Annotated in this window: 13 protein-coding genes; 7 read left to right on the top strand and 6 right to left on the bottom strand. The window is 70.5% G+C overall.

Annotated elements, in window-relative coordinates:
- Positions 1-190: 190 nt before the first annotated feature.
- From A5714_RS21330 to rpmF, 3 genes are read right to left on the bottom strand one after another with little or no spacing between them, the layout of a single operon-like run.
- Positions 191-1,735, bottom strand: a complete 1,545-nt coding sequence (locus A5714_RS21330) for a HAMP domain-containing sensor histidine kinase (protein WP_068065389.1) — start codon at positions 1,733-1,735, stop codon at positions 191-193.
- 16 nt (positions 1,736-1,751) lie between these two features.
- Positions 1,752-2,438 carry a two-component system response regulator MprA gene (gene mprA, locus A5714_RS21325; RefSeq protein ID WP_068065392.1) on the bottom strand — a complete coding sequence of 229 codons (687 nt, stop codon included), beginning with the start codon at positions 2,436-2,438 and terminating at the stop codon, positions 1,752-1,754.
- 58 nt (positions 2,439-2,496) lie between these two features.
- On the bottom strand, positions 2,497-2,670 hold the full coding sequence (gene rpmF, locus A5714_RS21320; RefSeq protein ID WP_068065395.1) for a 50S ribosomal protein L32: 174 nt from the start codon (positions 2,668-2,670) through the stop codon (positions 2,497-2,499).
- 236 nt (positions 2,671-2,906) lie between these two features.
- Between rpmF and A5714_RS21315 the strand changes: the two genes are divergently transcribed.
- The 7 genes from A5714_RS21315 (at position 2,907) to A5714_RS21285 (ending at position 12,003) form a co-directional block, all read left to right on the top strand.
- On the top strand, positions 2,907-4,628 hold the full coding sequence (locus tag A5714_RS21315; RefSeq protein ID WP_068288596.1) for an acyclic terpene utilization AtuA family protein: 1,722 nt from the start codon (positions 2,907-2,909) through the stop codon (positions 4,626-4,628).
- A complete protein-coding gene (locus A5714_RS21310) occupies positions 4,625-5,773 on the top strand; it encodes an acyl-CoA dehydrogenase family protein (protein ID WP_068288594.1) in 1,149 nt (382 codons plus the stop codon). Before A5714_RS21315 ends, A5714_RS21310 begins: the two co-directional genes overlap by 4 nt.
- Entirely contained in the window at positions 5,770-7,365 is a 1,596-nt protein-coding gene (locus A5714_RS21305) for an acyl-CoA carboxylase subunit beta (RefSeq protein WP_068204714.1), read from the top strand. Before A5714_RS21310 ends, A5714_RS21305 begins: the two co-directional genes overlap by 4 nt.
- 5 nt (positions 7,366-7,370) lie before the next feature.
- Positions 7,371-9,350: a biotin carboxylase N-terminal domain-containing protein gene (locus A5714_RS21300; RefSeq protein WP_068288605.1), complete on the top strand. Its 1,980-nt coding sequence runs from the start codon at positions 7,371-7,373 to the stop codon at positions 9,348-9,350.
- A complete protein-coding gene (locus tag A5714_RS21295; RefSeq protein ID WP_068288591.1) occupies positions 9,347-10,513 on the top strand; it encodes an acyl-CoA dehydrogenase family protein in 1,167 nt (388 codons plus the stop codon). Before A5714_RS21300 ends, A5714_RS21295 begins: the two co-directional genes overlap by 4 nt.
- A complete protein-coding gene (locus tag A5714_RS21290; RefSeq protein WP_068288590.1) occupies positions 10,513-11,283 on the top strand; it encodes an enoyl-CoA hydratase family protein in 771 nt (256 codons plus the stop codon). The genes A5714_RS21295 and A5714_RS21290 overlap by 1 nt, the downstream gene beginning before the upstream one ends.
- A gap of 117 nt (positions 11,284-11,400) precedes the next feature.
- Entirely contained in the window at positions 11,401-12,003 is a 603-nt protein-coding gene (locus A5714_RS21285) for a DUF1707 domain-containing protein (RefSeq protein ID WP_068065414.1), read from the top strand.
- 21 nt (positions 12,004-12,024) lie between these two features.
- On the opposite strand, the gene A5714_RS21280 is transcribed toward A5714_RS21285, so the two are convergent.
- From A5714_RS21280 to A5714_RS21270, 3 genes are all read right to left on the bottom strand, one after another.
- Positions 12,025-12,873: an aldo/keto reductase gene (locus A5714_RS21280; RefSeq protein WP_068065417.1), complete on the bottom strand. Its 849-nt coding sequence runs from the start codon at positions 12,871-12,873 to the stop codon at positions 12,025-12,027.
- Positions 12,874-13,000: 127 nt separating this feature from the next.
- Complete coding sequence (locus A5714_RS21275; protein WP_156747429.1) at positions 13,001-14,995, bottom strand: VWA domain-containing protein; 1,995 nt, start codon at positions 14,993-14,995, stop codon at positions 13,001-13,003.
- Positions 14,988-16,373, bottom strand: coding sequence for a sigma 54-interacting transcriptional regulator (locus A5714_RS21270; RefSeq protein ID WP_068288589.1), 1,386 nt, complete (start codon positions 16,371-16,373; stop codon positions 14,988-14,990). The genes A5714_RS21275 and A5714_RS21270 overlap by 8 nt, the downstream gene beginning before the upstream one ends.
- Between the last annotated feature and the right edge of the window lie 40 nt (positions 16,374-16,413).

Genomic DNA, 16,413 nt, shown 5'->3' with positions numbered 1-16,413 from the left:
GCACCGGGCCGGTCGGGCCACCCGCCGATGCCGGCGGGTTTTGCGCCGGGGGGTAGCCCTGCTGCGGCGGTGGCGAATACCTCGGGTCATTCGTCATGTCGCTAAGTCGCTCTTTCCTCTATTTCGGTGATCCGGCTCGACTCGCCTCGGTTCAGGCTCGACTTGGCTCGGTTCAACAGTAGCTGCAGACCTACCTTGCTCGCGCGGACTGAGAGTCCACTGAGATAACGTTCGCCGATTGCCGAGAGTTCGCTGATCGGCCATCCGATCCCACGCCTGCGTCGGTCTCGCCCGGTGCCTCGGCGGCGTCGGCCGGCGAATAGGGCTGCGCCGGCAGGGGACGGCCCGGAAGCAGCACGTAGAACGACGTGCCCGGGGGTTGGCCGCCCGGCACGGTGTCCTCGACGCGCAGCAGCCCGCCGTGGTTGAGCACCACCTTTTTCACGATGGCCAGCCCGAGGCCGGAGCCCGGCATGGCGCGCGCCGTCGTCGAGCGGTAGAAGCGTTCGAAGACCAGGCGCCGCTCGTGGGGCGGGATGCCCGGGCCGTGGTCGGCCACCACCAGTTCGGCGTGGGAGTCGTCGAGCTGGCGCATGGTCACCCCGACGCGCCCGCCCGCGGGGCTCCATTTGGCGGCGTTGTCCAACAGGTTCAGCACGGCGCGCGACAACCCGGCCGCGTCGCCGTACATCTGCCAGGGCGTCACGTCGACGTCGAAGTGAATGTCGTTGCGGCGCCGCCGGACTCGCTCGAGACTGCGGTCGACCACCTCGGACATGTCGACGGGCTCGTGGATCACCTGTCCGGCATCGTCGCGGGTGAGGTCCACCAGATCGCCGACCAGCGTCGACAGTTCCTCGATCTGGGCGAGCACGTCGGCGCGCAGGTCCACCATCTCCTGCTCGGGCAGCCGCGGCGCGCCGGGCTCCATCGAGGCCATCAGCAGCTCGACGTTGGTGCGCAGCGACGTCAGCGGCGTGCGCAGCTCGTGCCCGGCGTCGGTGACCAGGCGGGCCTGGCGCTCCCGCGACTCGGCCAGTGCGCGCAGCATCAGGTTGAAAGCCTCGGTGAGCCTTGCCAACTCGTCGCTACCGAACACCGGGATGGGCCGCAGGTCGTCGGTGCGGGCCACCCGCTCGGCCGCCTCCGTGAGCCGGCCCACCGGTCGCAGGCCGGCGCGGGTGACCATGCCGCCGGCCACCGCCGCGACCGCGACGCCGATCCCGCCGACGATCAGCAACACCCAGCGCAGCCTGGTCATCACCGCCTCGGTGGGCTTGAGGCTCTTGGAGATCAGCAGCGACGTGCCGTTGGGTAGGTGGATGGCCAGGATGCGCTGATCGCCGGCCGTGCGCCGGGACATGAACAGGTCGCCGTGGATCACCGCCTTCTCCGGGGGGCCGACCGGCAACGTCTGACCGGGTTGCTGCGCGGTGTAGATCGAATGCCCCGGGTTGACCAGCATGGCGTTGACGTCGGAATACGCCGTGCCCTCGATGGCTTTGCCGGGGTCGGCCGCCAGCGAACCGCTGGCGATCAGCAGCTGCGCCCGGCTCTGCAGCTGGCTGTCGATGTCGCTGTAGAGCGCGGCCGAGATCACGGCGTAGACCGCGAACGCCATCAGCACGACGACCATGGCGACCATCGACATCGCCAGCAGCATGACCCGCCAGCGCAGCGACAGCGAACTGGTGGCGCGCAGCGGCGCCCGCTGGTGCCAGGGGAAACGGATCATCGCCGCGGCTGCGTCCTCACGGGGGCGTCTCCCGCAGCACGTAGCCCACCCCGCGCACCGTGTGGATCAACCGGGGCTCGCCGTCGGCCTCGGTCTTGCGGCGCAGGTAACCGACGTAGACCTCGAGCGCGTTGCCCGACGTCGGAAAGTCGAATCCCCACACCTCTTCGAGGATGCGGCTGCGGGTGAGCACCCGGCGCGGGTTGGCGATCAGCATCTCCAACAGCGAGAATTCGGTGCGCGTCAGGCTGATCCGGCGTTGTCCCCGGGTGACCTCCCTGGTCACCGGGTCCAGGGTCAGGTCGGAGAACTTCATCGCGACCGACTCGGCGTCGTCGTCGGGCTTGGTGCGGCGCAACAGCGCCCGCATCCGGGCCAACAGCTCTTCCAGCGCGAACGGCTTGGGCAGATAGTCGTCGGCGCCCGCGTCCAGGCCGGCGACCCGCTCGGACACCGAGTCGCGGGCGGTCAACACCAGGATCGGCAGGTCGTCGCCGGTGCTGCGCAGCTGGCGGCACACCTCGAGGCCGTCGAGCCGCGGCATCATCACGTCCAGGACGAGCGCGTCGGGCCGGTCGCTGGCGATCCTGTCGAGGGCCTCGAGCCCGTCGTTGGCCAGCTCGACCGAGTAGCCGTTGAAGGACAACGACCTGCGCAGCGACTCGCGCACCGCGCGATCGTCATCAACGACCAGTATTCGCACAGACCCTAGTTTCGTCCCAGCGCCTGAGAGCGGCCTGAGAGGCGCGCCGGTAGTTGACTTAGCGCCGGTCGAGGTCGATCAGGCCCAGCCGGGCCGCCTTGAGCAGCCGGCGGGGCACCTTGTGCCGCTGACCGGCCACGGTCACGCCGACGAGCTCGGTCTTCTCGGCCTTCCACTGCGCGCGCCGGCTACGGGTGTTCGAGCGCGACATTCTGCGCTTGGGTACGGCCATGGTCGGGCCTAACTCCTCATGTTGCTTCGGGGACGGCAGTCGCGCGGCGTGGCCGCAAGGCCGACGGGCGACGATCGCTCTACAGGATAGTCGCATGGTTGCCGGTCGCCAAAACGCGTCGGCCGGCCCGGCGGCGCGCGGCGGGATGGGATCCTTGACGTGACACCGGCGGTACCCGCTAACCTACCGGTTGGTTGGTTGGCATTCACCGGTGAATCCCTGGATGGAGGACGGGCATGGCCCCTGCTTTCGGCGCCTCCGGCGACGGCGGCCCCGTCCGCATCGCCAACTGTTCCGGGTTCTACGGCGACCGGTTGTCGGCCATGCGCGAGATGCTCACCGGGGGCGAGGTCGACTACCTCACCGGCGACTACCTGGCCGAACTCACCATGCTGATCCTGGGGCGCGACCGGATGAAGCACCCGGACCGCGGCTACGCCAAGACGTTTCTGACCCAGCTGGAGGACTGCCTGGGCGAGGCGCGCGACCGCGGGGTGCGCATCGTCGCCAACGCCGGCGGTCTCAACCCGGCCGGCCTGGCCGACGCGATCCGCGCCCTGGCCGAACGCCTCGGCGTCGACGCCCGGATCGCGCATGTCGAAGGCGACGACCTCTCGTCGCGCGCCGCCGAGCTCGGGCTGGGCACGCCGCTGACCGCCAACGCCTACCTGGGCGCCTGGGGCATCGTCGACTGCCTGGCCGACGGCGCCGATGTGGTGGTCACCGGCAGGGTCACCGACGCATCGGTGATCGTGGGGGCGGCGGCCGCGCACTTCGGGTGGGGCCGCGCCGACTACGACCGGCTCGCCGGTGCCGTGGTCGCCGGTCACGTCATCGAGTGCGGGGTGCAGGCCACCGGCGGCAATTACGCGTTCTTCACCGAGGTGCCCGACCTGCTGCACGCCGGTTTCCCGCTGGCCGAGGTCGGCGCCGACGGCTCGGCCGTCATCACCAAACATCCGGGCACGGGCGGGCGGGTGAGCGTCGACACCGTCACCGCGCAGCTGCTCTACGAGATCACCGGGGCGCGCTACGCCAACCCCGACGTGACCGCGCGCATCGACGCCGTCGAGCTGTCCGCGGACGGCGCCGACCGGGTGCGGATCAGCGGGGTGCGCGGCGAGCCGCCGCCGCCCACCTACAAGGTGTCGCTGAACAGCATCGGCGGCTTCCGCAACGCGATGACGTTCGTGCTCACCGGCCTGGACATCGACGCCAAGGCCGAGCTGGTACGCCGGCAGCTGGAAAGCTCGTTGACGGTCAAGCCCGCCGAGCTCGAGTGGTCGCTGGCCCGCACCGATCACGTCGACGCGGACACCGAGGAAGCGGCCAGCGCCCTGCTGCACTGCGTGGTCCGCGACCCCGATGCCGCCAACGTGGGTCGGCAATTCTCCTCCGCCGCAGTGGAATTGGCGTTGGCCAGTTACCCGGGGTTCCATGTCACCGCGCCGCCCGGCGACGGTCAGGTCTACGGGGTGTTCCACGCCGGATACGTCGACGCCGCGCAGGTGCCGCACGTCGCCGTGCGCGCCGACGGTAGCCGCACCGAAATCCCCTGCGCCGCCGAGACGTTGGCGTTGGCACCGGTCGACGCGCCGCCGCTGCCCGAGCCGCTGCCCGAGGGCCCGGTGCGCCGCGTGCCGCTGGGCCGCATCGCCGGTGCCCGCAGCGGCGACAAGGGCGGCTCGGCCAACGTCGGGGTGTGGGTGCGCACCGACGAGCAGTGGCGCTGGCTGGCGCATGCCCTGACCGTCGACCTCCTCAAGGAGTTGCTGCCCGAGGCCGCCGACTTCGCGGTCACCCGGCACCTACTGCCGAACCTGCGCGCGGTCAACTTCGTCATCGACGGCATTCTGGGCCAGGGTGTCGCCTACCAGGCGCGGTTCGACCCGCAGGCCAAGGGCCTGGGCGAGTGGTTACGCGCCCGGCACGTCGACATCCCGGAGGGGTTGCTGTGAATCTTTGGACGACGGCGGAGCGCGAACAGCTGCGCAAGACGGTGCGCTCCTTCACCGAACGCGAGATCCTGCCGCACGCCGCCGAATGGGAGCGCGTCGGGGAGTTGCCGCGTGACCTGCACCGGCGGGCCGGCGCCGCCGGCCTGCTGGGCGCGGGCTTCCCCGAGGCGGTCGGCGGGGGCGGCGGCGACGGCGCCGACGCGGTCGTCATCTGCGAGGAGGTGCACCAGGCCGGCGCGCCGGGCGGGGTGTTCGCGTCGTTGTTCACCTGCGGCATCGCGGTCCCCCACATGATCGCCTCGGGCGACGAGCGGCTGATCGAGGAGTTCGTGCGGCCGACGCTGGCCGGCGAGAAGATCGGCGCGCTGGCCATCACCGAACCGGGCGGCGGTTCGGACGTCGGGCACCTGCGCACCGCGGCGGTTCGGAACGGCGACCACTACGTGGTCAACGGCGCCAAGACCTACATCACTTCCGGGGTGCGCGCCGACTACGTGGTCACCGCGGTGCGCACCGGCGGTCCCGGCGCCGCCGGGGTGTCCCTGCTGGTCGTCGAGAAGGGCACGCCGGGTTTCGAGGTCAGCCGCAAGCTGGACAAGATGGGCTGGCGGTCCTCGGACACCGCGGAACTGTCCTACGTCGACGCTCGCGTGCCCGCGGCGAACCTCGTCGGCGTCGAGAACACCGGATTCCTGCAGATCGCGCAGGCGTTCGTCGCCGAGCGAATCGGGCTTGCGGCACAAGCGTATTCGAGCGCGCAGCGCTGCCTGGACCTCACGGTGCAGTGGTGCCGCGACCGGGAGACCTTCGGCCGGCCGCTGATCTCGCGGCAGTCGGTGCAGAACACGCTGGCCGAGATGGCCCGCCGCATCGACGTCGCGCGGGTCTACTCGCGCAACGTGGTCGAGCGGCAACTGGCCGGCGAGACCAACCTCATCGCGCCGGTGTGCTTCGCCAAGAACACCGCCGTCGAAGCCGGCGAATGGGTGGCCAACCAGGCGGTACAGCTTTTCGGAGGGATGGGCTACATGGCCGAATCGGAGGTCGAACGCCAGTACCGCGACATGCGGATCCTGGGCATCGGCGGCGGCACCACCGAAATCCTCAGCTCGCTGGCCGCCAAAACCCTTGGCTACCAATCGTGACCGCGCTGACCTCCACCCTCGACCCGCGTGCGGCCGGCTACGCCGACGCCGCCGCCACCGCCATCGCGCGCCTCGAGGAGATCGGCGGGGAGCTGGCCAAGGCGCTGTCCGGCGGCGGCCCCAAATACGTCGAGCGACACCACAGCCGGGGCAAGCTGACCGCCCGGGAACGCATCGAGCTGCTTCTCGACGCGGATGCGCCGTTCCTGGAGCTGTGCCCCCTGGCGGCCTACGGCAGCGCCTTCCAGGTCGGGGCCAGCGTGGTCACCGGCATCGGCGTGGTGTCGGGTGTGGAGTGCATGATCGTCGCCAACGACCCCACCGTCAAGGGCGGCACCAGCAACCCCTGGACGCTGCGAAAGATCCTGCGGGCCAACCAGATCGCCTTCGAGAACCGGCTGCCGGTGATCTCGCTGGTGGAATCCGGCGGGGCGGATCTGCCCACCCAGAAGGAAGTGTTCATCCCGGGCGGGCGGATGTTCCGCGACCTCACCCGGCTCTCCGCGGCGGGCATCCCCACGGTCGCGCTGGTGTTCGGCAACTCCACCGCGGGCGGCGCCTACGTGCCCGGCATGTCCGACCACGTGGTGATGATCAAGGAGCGCTCCAAGGTGTTCCTCGCCGGTCCCCCGCTGGTCAAGATGGCCACCGGCGAGGAGTCCGACGACGAGTCGCTCGGCGGAGCCGAAATGCATTCCCGCGTCTCGGGTCTGGGTGACTACTTCGCGATCGACGAGCTGGACGCCATCCGCATCGGGCGCCGCATCGTCGCGCGCCTCAACTGGGTCAAACAGGGCCCGGCGCCCGCGCCGGTGCTCGAGCCGCTGTTCGACACCGAGGAACTCCTCGGCATCGTGCCCGCCGACCTGCGCATCCCGTTCGACCCGCGCGAGGTAATCGCCCGCATCGTCGACGGCTCGGACTTCGACGAGTTCAAGGCGCTCTACGGCTCGTCGCTGGTCACCGGCTGGGCCCGGCTGCACGGCTACCCGCTGGGCATCCTGGCCAATGCCCGCGGGGTGTTGTTCAGCGAGGAGTCGCAGAAGGCCACCCAGTTCATCCAGCTGGCCAACCGCTCGAACACCCCACTGTTGTTCCTGCACAACACCACCGGCTACATGGTGGGCAAGGACTACGAGGAGGGCGGGATGATCAAGCACGGGTCGATGATGATCAACGCCGTGTCCAACTCGACGGTCCCGCACATCTCGCTGCTGATCGGCGCCTCCTACGGGGCCGGCCACTACGGCATGTGTGGGCGCGCCTACGACCCGCGCTTCCTGTTCGCCTGGCCCAGCGCCAAAGCCGCCGTGATGGGCGGCGCGCAGCTGTCGGGGGTGCTGTCGATCGTCGCCCGCGCCGCGGCCCAGGCCCGCGGGCAGCAGGTCGATGAGGACGCCGACGCCGCCATGCGCGCCGCCGTCGAGGGTCAGATCGAGGCCGAGTCGCTGCCGCTGGTGCTGTCCGGGATGCTCTACGACGACGGGGTGATCGACCCGCGAGATACCCGCACCGTGCTGGGAATGTGCCTGTCCGCCATCGCCAATGGCCCGATCAAGGGGACGTCGAACTTCGGCGTCTTCCGAATGTGAGCACCATGGTCACTCGAGTGCTGGTCGCCAACCGCGGCGAGATCGCGCGGCGGGTGTTCGCGTCCTGCCGACGGCTCGGCGTGGGCACCGTCGCCGTCTACACCGACCCCGACGCCGCCGCCCCACACGTCGCCGAGGCCGACGCGCGGGTGCGGCTGCCCAACACCAACGACTACCTCAACGCCGACGCCCTGATCGCCGCGGCGCGGTCGGCCGGCGCCGACGCGATCCATCCCGGCTACGGGTTTCTCTCCGAGAACGCACAATTCGCGGCCGCCGTGCAGGACGCCGGCCTGATCTGGATCGGGCCGCCGGTCGACGCGGTGCGCGCTATGGGCTCCAAGATTGAGTCCAAGAAGATGATGGCGGCGGCCGGGGTCCCGGTGCTCGACGAGCTGGATCCCGACACGGTCACGCAGGCGCAGCTGCCGGTGTTGGTCAAGGCCTCCGCCGGTGGCGGCGGCCGCGGCATGCGGGTGGTGCACGAATTGTCCGCGTTGGCCGGGGAAGTCGAGGCGGCGCGCCGGGAGGCGCAGTCCGCGTTCGGTGACCCGACGGTCTTCTGCGAGCGGTACCTGCCCACCGGGCACCACATCGAAGTACAGGTGCTGGCCGACGCGCACGGCACCGTCTGGGCGGTCGGGGAGCGGGAGTGCTCGATCCAGCGCCGCCATCAGAAAATCATCGAGGAGGCCCCCGCCCCCCTGGTCGAGCGGACGCCCGGCATGCGGGACCGGCTGTTCGACGCGGCCCGGTTGGCCGCGAGCGCCATCGGCTACACCGGTGCCGGCACCGTGGAGTTCCTCGCCGACGAGCACGGCGAGTTCTACTTCCTGGAGATGAACACCCGCCTGCAGGTCGAGCACCCGGTCACCGAGGAGACCAGCGGCCTGGACCTGGTCGAGCTGCAGCTCGCGGTGGCCGACGGCGCCCGGCTCGACGCTAATCCGCCGGCGGCGCAGGGGCATTCGATCGAGGCCCGGCTCTACGCCGAGGACCCGGCGCGCGGCTGGCAGCCGCAGGCCGGGCCGGTGCACGCGATCGGTGTGCCCGGCGTACGCACCGAATTCGGCTCGCTGGGGCACCGTACCGGGATCCGGCTGGACTCCGGGATCGTCGACGGCTCGGTGGTGTCCATCCACTACGACCCGATGCTGGCCAAGGTCATCTCGTACGCCCCGACGCGCCGCCAGGCGGCGCTGGTGCTCGCCGACGCGCTGGCCCGCGCCCGCCTGCACGGGTTGCGCACCAACCGTGAGCTGTTGGTCAACGTGCTGCGGCACCCGGCGTTTCTCGACGGCGCCACCGACACCGCGTTCTTCGACACCCACGGGCTGGCGAGGCTGGCGGCGCCCCTGGCCGACGCGACCGCCGTGCGGTTGTCCGCGATCGCCGCCGCGCTCGCCGACGCCGCCCACAATCGCGCGACGGCCGGCGTGCTGGGTTCGCTGCCCAGCGGGTGGCGCAACCTCGCCTCCGGTTTCCAGGTCAAGAGCTACCGCGACGACGAGGACGGCGAGCACCGGGTCGCTTACCGCTGGACCCGCGGCGCGGTGGCGCTGCCCGACGACGAGTCGGTCGACGTCGTGTCGGCCGCGCCCGGCGCGGTCGTGCTCGGCAAGGACCATGTCGAGCACCGCTTTTCGGTGCGGCGCTACGGTGCCGAGGTTTACGTCGATTCCGCGCTGGGACCGGTGCGCCTGGTCGCGCTGCCCCGATTCCCCGAGCCCGGCTCGGCCGTGGAGAAGGGTTCGTTGGTGGCGCCCATGCCCGGCAACGTGATCCGGCTCGGTGCGGCGGTCGGCGACACCGTCACCACAGGCCAGCCGCTGATCTGGCTGGAGGCGATGAAGATGGAGCACACCATCACCGCGCCGTCGGACGGGGTGCTCGCCGAACTCAGCGTGACGACCGGTCAACAAGTCGAAGTCGGTGCCGTTCTGGCGAGGGTGGATGCGCCGCAAGCAGAAGGAGATTCCCAGTGACCGAAAGCAGCTTCATCGAGAACGAGGACCGCCGAGCGCTGCGCAAGGCGGTCGCCGAGTGGGCGGCCAACTACGGCGCCGACTATTACCTACAGAAGGCCCGCGCGCACCAGCACACCGACGAATTGTGGTCGGAGGCCGGCAAGTTGGGTTTCCTCGGGGTCAACCTGCCCGAGGAGTACGGGGGCGGCGGCGCCGGCATGTACGAGCTGTCGCTGGTCATGGAGGAGATGGCGGCCGCCGGTAGCGCGCTGCTGCTGATGGTGGTCTCCCCCGCCATCAACGGCACCATCATCAGCAAGTTCGGCACCGACGAGCAGAAGAGGCGGTGGCTGCCCGGCATCGCCGACGGCACGCTGACGATGGCGTTCGCCATCACCGAGCCCGACGCCGGGTCCAACTCACACCGGATCACCACCACCGCGCGCCGCGACGGCAGCGACTGGATCCTCAAGGGCCAGAAGGTGTACATCTCCGGCGTCGACCAGGCGCAGGCGGTGTTGGTGGTGGCGCGCACCGAGGAGGCCAAGACCGGCAAGCTGCGCCCGGCGCTGTTCGTGGTGCCCACCGATTCGCCGGGGTTCACCTACACGCCCATCGAGATGGAGCTGATCAGCCCGGAGCGCCAGTTCCAGGTCTTCCTCGACGACGTCCGGCTCCCCAGCGACGCCCTGGTCGGCGCGGAGGACGCCGCCATCGCCCAACTGTTCGCCGGCCTGAACCCGGAGCGCATCATGGGCGCCGCCAGCTCGGTGGGCATGGGCCGATTCGCGCTCAGCCGGGCGGCCGACTACGTCAAGACGCGGCAGGTGTGGGGCACCCCGATCGGCTCGCACCAGGGTCTGTCACACCCGTTGGCGCAGTGCCACATCGAGGTCGAGCTGGCCAAGCTGATGATGCAGAAGGCGGCGACGCTGTATGACGCCGGCGACGACGGCGGCGCCGCCGAGGCCGCGAACATGGCCAAGTACGCCGCGGCCGAGGCCGCGACGCGCTCGGTGGACCAGGCGGTGCAGTCGATGGGCGGCAACGGCCTGACCAAGGAGTACGGCGTGGCGGCCATGCTGGCCTCGGCGCGGCTGGGCCGGATCGCCCCGGTCAGTCGCGAGATGGTGCTCAACTTCGTCGCGCAGACCTCCCTCGGCCTGCCGCGCAGCTACTGATGGACAGGCTGGTCGGCTACGCGGTAGACGGGCACACCGCGCGGCTGACGCTCGACTCGCCGCACAACCGCAACGCGCTGTCGACGACGCTGGTGAACCAGCTGCACCAGGGCCTGCAGGACGCGGCGGCCGACCCGGGAGTGCGGGTGGTCGTTCTCGGGCACACCGGCAATACGTTCTGCGCGGGCGCCGACCTGTCGCAGGGAGCCGCCAGCACGGATCCCGCCGAGGCGACCGTCCAGCGGTCCCACGAGATGGCGGCGCTGCTGCGGGCCATCGTCGAGGCGCCGCTGCCGGTGATCGGCGCCGTGGACGGTCACGTGCGCGCCGGCGGCATGGGTCTGGTCGCCGCGTGCGATCTCGCGGTGGCCGGCCCGCGCAGCACGTTCGCGCTCACCGAGGCCCGCATCGGCGTCGCGCCGGCGATCATCTCGCTGACGCTGCTGCCGAAGTTGTCCGCCCGCGCCGCCGCCCGCTACTACCTGACGGGCGAGACCTTCGACGCGGCCACCGCCGCCGCCATCGGGCTGATCACGATGGCCACCGACGACGTCGACGCCGCGCTGGCGGCACTGGTCGCCGACATCGGCCGCGGGTCGCCGCAGGGGCTCGCCGCGTCGAAGGCGTTGACCACCGCCGCGGTGCTCGACGGGTTCGACCGGGACGCCGAACGGCTCGCCCAGGAATCGGCCCGGCTGTTCGTCTCGGACGAGGCCCGGGAGGGCATGCTTGCGTTCCTGCAGAAGCGCCCGCCCAGCTGGGCGGGTTAGCCAGGTGTCGAACAACCGCGCCGGCCCGTCGGCCCGCGCGGCGACCCCGCCCGCGGCAAGGTTGCAGTTTAGCCAATCCTCTTGCAGCCAAAGCTGGACGTCGTAGGCTCGTGGGTGATGAGCAACTCCGCGCAGCGCGATGCGAAGGACGCCCGCGACGAACCGTCACGCGCGGCCGACACCGATCGCATCCAGATCGCGCAGTTGCTGGCGTTTGCCGCCGAGCAGGGACGCCTGCAGCTCAACGACTACGAGGACCGCCTGACCCGGGCCTACGCTGCGCAAACGTACGAAGAACTGGATCGGCTGCGGGCCGACCTGCCGGGGTCGCCGGTTAACCTGCGCCGGGGCGGCAAGCCCAACCCGGCGCCGTCCACGCTACTGCTGGCCCTGTTGAGCGGCTTCGAACGGCGCGGCCGGTGGAACGTTCCCAAGAAGCTGACCACCTTCGCCCTGTGGGGCAACGGCGTGGTCGATCTGCGCTACGCCGACTTCACCTCGACCGAGGTCGACATCCACGCGATGTCGATCATGGGCGCGACGCGGATTTTGCTGCCGCCCGAAGTGAACGTGGAGATCGACGGCCGCGGCGTCATGGGCAACTTCGACCGCAGCGTCCTCGGCCAGGGCACCCCCGGCGCGCCGACGGTGCGCATCCACGGCTTCTCCCTGTGGGGCGGCGTCGGCATCATCCGCAAGGCCCGCCGGTCGCGTCCGTAGCGGCGCCGCCCCTGCGGGACGTCATCCGGGCACGTAGTCGAAGGTGTCGGGGTTGGGTCCGCGACGGCCCGACTCACCCTGATCGAGTCCCGAGATGGCGTCGAGGTTCGCGTCGCCCAGCTCGAAGTCGAAGATCTCGAAGTTGGACTTGATCCGGTCCGGGGACACCGACTTGGGGAACACGATGTCGCCGCGCTGGATGTGCCAGCGCAGCACCACCTGCGCGGGCGATTTCCCGAGGGCCTCGGCCACGCTGTTGACCACCGGGTCGCCCAGCACGTCGCCCTGGGCGATGGGCGACCAGGCCTCGGTGGCGATGCCGTGTTCCCGGCCGTAGCTGCGCACCGTCTCGTTCGGGAAGTAGGGGTGCACCTCGATCTGGTTGACGGCCGGGACGGTGTCGGTCTCCTTGGCCAGCCGATCCAGGTGTGCGGGTTGGAAATTCGAGACACCGATGCTGCGGGCCCGCCCGTCGGCGGCGAACTCCTCGAGCACCTTCCAGGTGGAGACGAAGTCACCGTCGTACAGGGTGGGCAACGGCCAATGGATCAGGAACAAATCGACGTAGTCGAAGCCCAGCTCCTGCAGCGTCTTGTCGAAAGCGCGCCGCGCGTCGTCGGGCTTGTGAAAGCCGTTGTTGAGCTTGCTGGTGACGAACACCTCGCCCCGGTCGAGGCCGGCGTCCCGGATGCCCTGCCCGACGCCCTTCTCGTTGCCGTACATCTCGGCGGTGTCGATGTGCCGGTAGCCGATGTCGAGGGCGGTCCGCACCGCCTCGGCGGTCTGGTCCGGTTCGATCTGATACACGCCGAAACCGAGCTGGGGGATGCTGACGCCCTCGGCGATCTCGATCGCGGGAACAGTGCTCATGCTTTCTCCTTCGTTGTCCTTGGTCCCTGTACCCGATGCGGCAACGCCCTATCCCCGTCGGCCCGCGACGCGTTGGGTCGCAGGCCGGAGCCTTCGGCTCCAAGTCGGCCGGGCCGCACCGCCTCGGTTAGCGGCGGCGCCGGGACCGCAGGTAGTCGCCGACCACGGCGGCGCCCAAGCCGTCGAGATCGGGCACCACGACGCGACCCTCGACCCGGCGGGCGACCTGGTCGATGAAGCGCGCCAGGCCCGGGTCGCTGCCCAACCGGAAGATGGTGATCTGCGCGCCCAGGCGTGCCATGTCGTCGAAACCGCGCACGGTGTGGGCGATGGTCCGCGGGTGCGGCGGGTAGTCGAAGAACACCGTCGTGCCGTCCCCGTCGAAATCCTCCAGGTGCGCGGTCGGCTCACCGTCGGTGACCACCAGCACGACGGGCTGCGCGTTCGGGTGCCGACGCAGGTGCCGTCCCGCCAGCGCCAGCGCGTGGTGCAGGTTGGTGCCCTGCTCGTAGACGCCCTCGAGGCCGGTGAGCTCGGCGGCGCTCACCGTCCGGGCGTAGCGCCCAAAGGCGATGATCTGCAACGCATCCGAACGGAACCGGGTGCACACCAGGTGGTTGAGCGCCAGCGCCGTCTGCTTCATCGGCAGCCACCGGTTCTCCATCACCATCGAAAACGAGGTGTCCACCAGCAGCGCCACCGCGGCCTGGGTGCGGGTCTCGGTCTCGGATACCTCGACGTCCTCCACGGTGATGTCGAGCCGCCCGCTCGCGCCGTCGAGGGTGGCGGTGCCCGCCTGCCGCAGCACCGCGTTCGTCAGGGTGCGCGAGATGTTCCACGGCTCGGTGTCGCCGAATTGCCAGGGCCGGGTGGCGCCGGTGAGCTCGCCGGCCGCTCCCGCCCGCCGATGGTCGCGGTCGCCGCGACGTCCCGAAAGTTGTTGCGCCACATCACGCAACGCCGTCTCACCGAGGCGACGCATGGCCTTGGGCGAGAGCCGCCACTGGCCGTCCGAGCCGCGATCCAGGAAGCCCTGGTTGACCAGCGCCCGCTCGAGTTCGGCCAGCGTGCGCGCGTCGACCGCGGCCTGGTCGCCGAGCTGGCGGGCCAGCGCGTGGAGGTCGACGTCGTCCATCGTGGCGCCGGGGTAGCTCTGCGAGAGCTGCTCGGCCAGCTGCTCCAGCTCGGCGACGTCGGCCAGCGCCTGGGTGCCCTCGCCCATGCCGAACGGGTTGTCCCCGGAGAACTCCTCGGAGCCCGTCCAGTCCTCGCCGGGCCGGGCGGCCTGCAGGTGGGCGTCCAGCCGGTTCAGCGCCTGCATCAGCGACGGGGAGCCGAACGCCTGCTGCGCCAGCGCGTCCAGCTCGGCGCGCTGCTCGGCGCTCAGGCTGTTGCGGAAGCGCTGCGCGGCCGCCGCGCGCTTGGCCAGCGAGTCCAGCAGCTCGTCGACGTTGCGGGGGTTTTCCGGGAAGAACTCGCCGTGCGAGTCCATGAAGTTGTCGAAGTCTTCCTGGGTGTCCTCGCCGCGGGAGTGCTTGTCCAGCAGCTGATTCAAGTCGTCGAGCATGTCGGTGACACGCTGCCGGTCCTCGTCGGTGGCGCCTTGCAGCGCCTGCTTCATGCCGGCGAAGCGCTGGTCCAGCATTTCGCGTCCCAGCAGATCCTTGATCTGCTCGTACTTCTGGCGGGCCTCGCCGCTGCGCCAGTTGTACTCGGAGAGCTCCTGGACGGCCTTGGCGGGCGACGCGGGCAGCGCGTCCAGCTGCAGTTCGCCGAAGCGGGCGTCGTCGTCGAGGGCCCGCGCCAGCTCCTTGCGCTCGGCCAGCACCGCCTCGTCGAGCAGCTTCTTGATGTCCTGAAGCGTGCCGTCAAGGTTGTTGCGCCGCAACAGCTCTCTGCGTCGCCGGTTGGCCTCGGCGGCCAGCCGGTCGGCGCCCGGCATGTTGCGGGTGCCGCGGCGCAGCAGCTCCGACAACGCCCGGCGCGGCGAGGTGCCGGCCATGACGTCTTCGCCGATCTGTTCCAGCGCCTCGCGTAGGTCCACCGGCGGGGCCAGGGGGTCCGGCCCGCCGGTGTAGGCGGAGTAGCGCGACGAGTGCCCTTTCGCGGAGGGTTTAGCCATAGACCGTTTGACCTTCTCCGGAGACCTTGTCGATCCGCTTCGCCAAATACAGTGCCTCGAGCGCCATTTCGAGCGCGGCGGCGCGTTCGCCCTCGGACTGCGCGTGCAGCTTGGCCGAGATCTTGTCCACCACCGGCAGGCCGGAGACCGCGGCAAGCACGTCCTTGGCCGAGATGCGCTCGCCCGTGGTCACCGCCGAACCGCCCTCGACCGCATTCACCAGCGACGCCACGTCGATGCCGCCCAGCACGCGCGACGCCGTGTCCGCGGTCGCCCGGCGCAGCAGGTGTTCCAGCACCGCCTGCTCGCGGCCCTCCTCGCCGGACTCGAATTCCAGCTTGCCGCGCAGCACGTCGATCACCGTGCCGAGGTCGACCACGCGGGCGACCGGATCGGTCTCCCCCAACACGGCGCCGCGATGCCGGGCCGAGGCGGCGACGGTCTCCGCCGCGGCGATCGCGAACCGCGCCGACACCCCGGAGCGCTGGTCGACCGAGTTGGACTCGCGCAGGTAACGGGCGAACCGGGCGATCACCTGCATCAGGTAATCGGGCACCTGCGCCGACAGGTGCGCCTCCTGGACGATGACGCCGACCTCGGCGTCCAGCTCGAGCGGGTAGTGGGTGCGGATCTCCGCGCCGAAGCGGTCCTTGAGCGGGGTGATGATGCGCCCGCGGTTGGTGTAATCCTCGGGGTTGGCGCTGGCGACCACCAACACGTCCAGCGGCAGCCGCAGCGTGTAGCCGCGGACCTGGATGTCGCGCTCCTCCATGACGTTGAGCATCGAGACCTGGATGCGCTCGGCGAGGTCGGGAAGTTCGTTGACCGCGACGATGCCGCGGTGCGCCCGCGGGATCAGGCCGTAGGCGATGGTCTCCGGGTCTCCGAGGCTGCGGCCCTCGGCGACCTTGATCGGGTCGATGTCACCGACCAGGTCCGCGACGCTGGTGTCGGGGGTCGCCAGCTTCTCGGTGTAGCGCTCGCTGCGGTGCCGCCACTCGATGGGCAGGTCGTCGCCCAGGGTGGCGGCCTTGCGGATCGACGCGGGCGTGATCGGCGAGAAGGGGTGCTCGCCCAGTTCGGCCCCGGAGATCACCGGCGTCCACTCGTCGAGCAGGCCGGTCAGCGCGCGCAGCAGCCGGGTCTTGCCCTGGCCGCGTTCGCCGAGCAGGACGAAGTCGTGGCCCGCGATGAGCGCCCGCTCCAGCTGCGGCAGGACGGTGTCCTCGAAACCGAGGATGCCGGGCCAGACGTCGTCGCCCTCGGCCAACGCGGTCAGCAGATTCTCGCGGATTTCCTGTTTGACGGTCCGCTCGCGGTGACCGCTGGCGCGCAGTTCGCCGACGGTGCGGGGCAGGTTGCTCGGTGATGTCACCACTCCACGCTACGACGCGTTACGGAGATGCGTCATGCGGATG

This window comes from Mycobacterium sp. E2462, from assembly GCF_001672685.1.
GTDB lineage: Bacteria > Actinomycetota > Actinomycetes > Mycobacteriales > Mycobacteriaceae > Mycobacterium.
This window is presented reverse-complemented; position numbering and strand designations above follow the sequence as displayed.

What these genes read in the sequence shown, in the direction of transcription:
- A5714_RS21330 (WP_068065389.1), bottom strand. Translation starts at nt 1,735, where the DNA reads ATGATCCGTTTCCCCTGGCACCAGCGGGCGCCGCTGCGCGCCACCAGT.
- rpmF (WP_068065395.1), bottom strand. Translation starts at nt 2,670, where the DNA reads ATGGCCGTACCCAAGCGCAGAATGTCGCGCTCGAACACCCGTAGCCGG.
- A5714_RS21315 (WP_068288596.1), top strand. Translation starts at nt 2,907, where the DNA reads ATGGCCCCTGCTTTCGGCGCCTCCGGCGACGGCGGCCCCGTCCGCATC.
- A5714_RS21300 (WP_068288605.1), top strand. Translation starts at nt 7,371, where the DNA reads ATGGTCACTCGAGTGCTGGTCGCCAACCGCGGCGAGATCGCGCGGCGG.
- A5714_RS21290 (WP_068288590.1), top strand. Translation starts at nt 10,513, where the DNA reads ATGGACAGGCTGGTCGGCTACGCGGTAGACGGGCACACCGCGCGGCTG.
- A5714_RS21285 (WP_068065414.1), top strand. Translation starts at nt 11,401, where the DNA reads ATGAGCAACTCCGCGCAGCGCGATGCGAAGGACGCCCGCGACGAACCG.
- A5714_RS21280 (WP_068065417.1), bottom strand. Translation starts at nt 12,873, where the DNA reads ATGAGCACTGTTCCCGCGATCGAGATCGCCGAGGGCGTCAGCATCCCC.
- A5714_RS21275 (WP_156747429.1), bottom strand. Translation starts at nt 14,995, where the DNA reads ATGGCTAAACCCTCCGCGAAAGGGCACTCGTCGCGCTACTCCGCCTAC.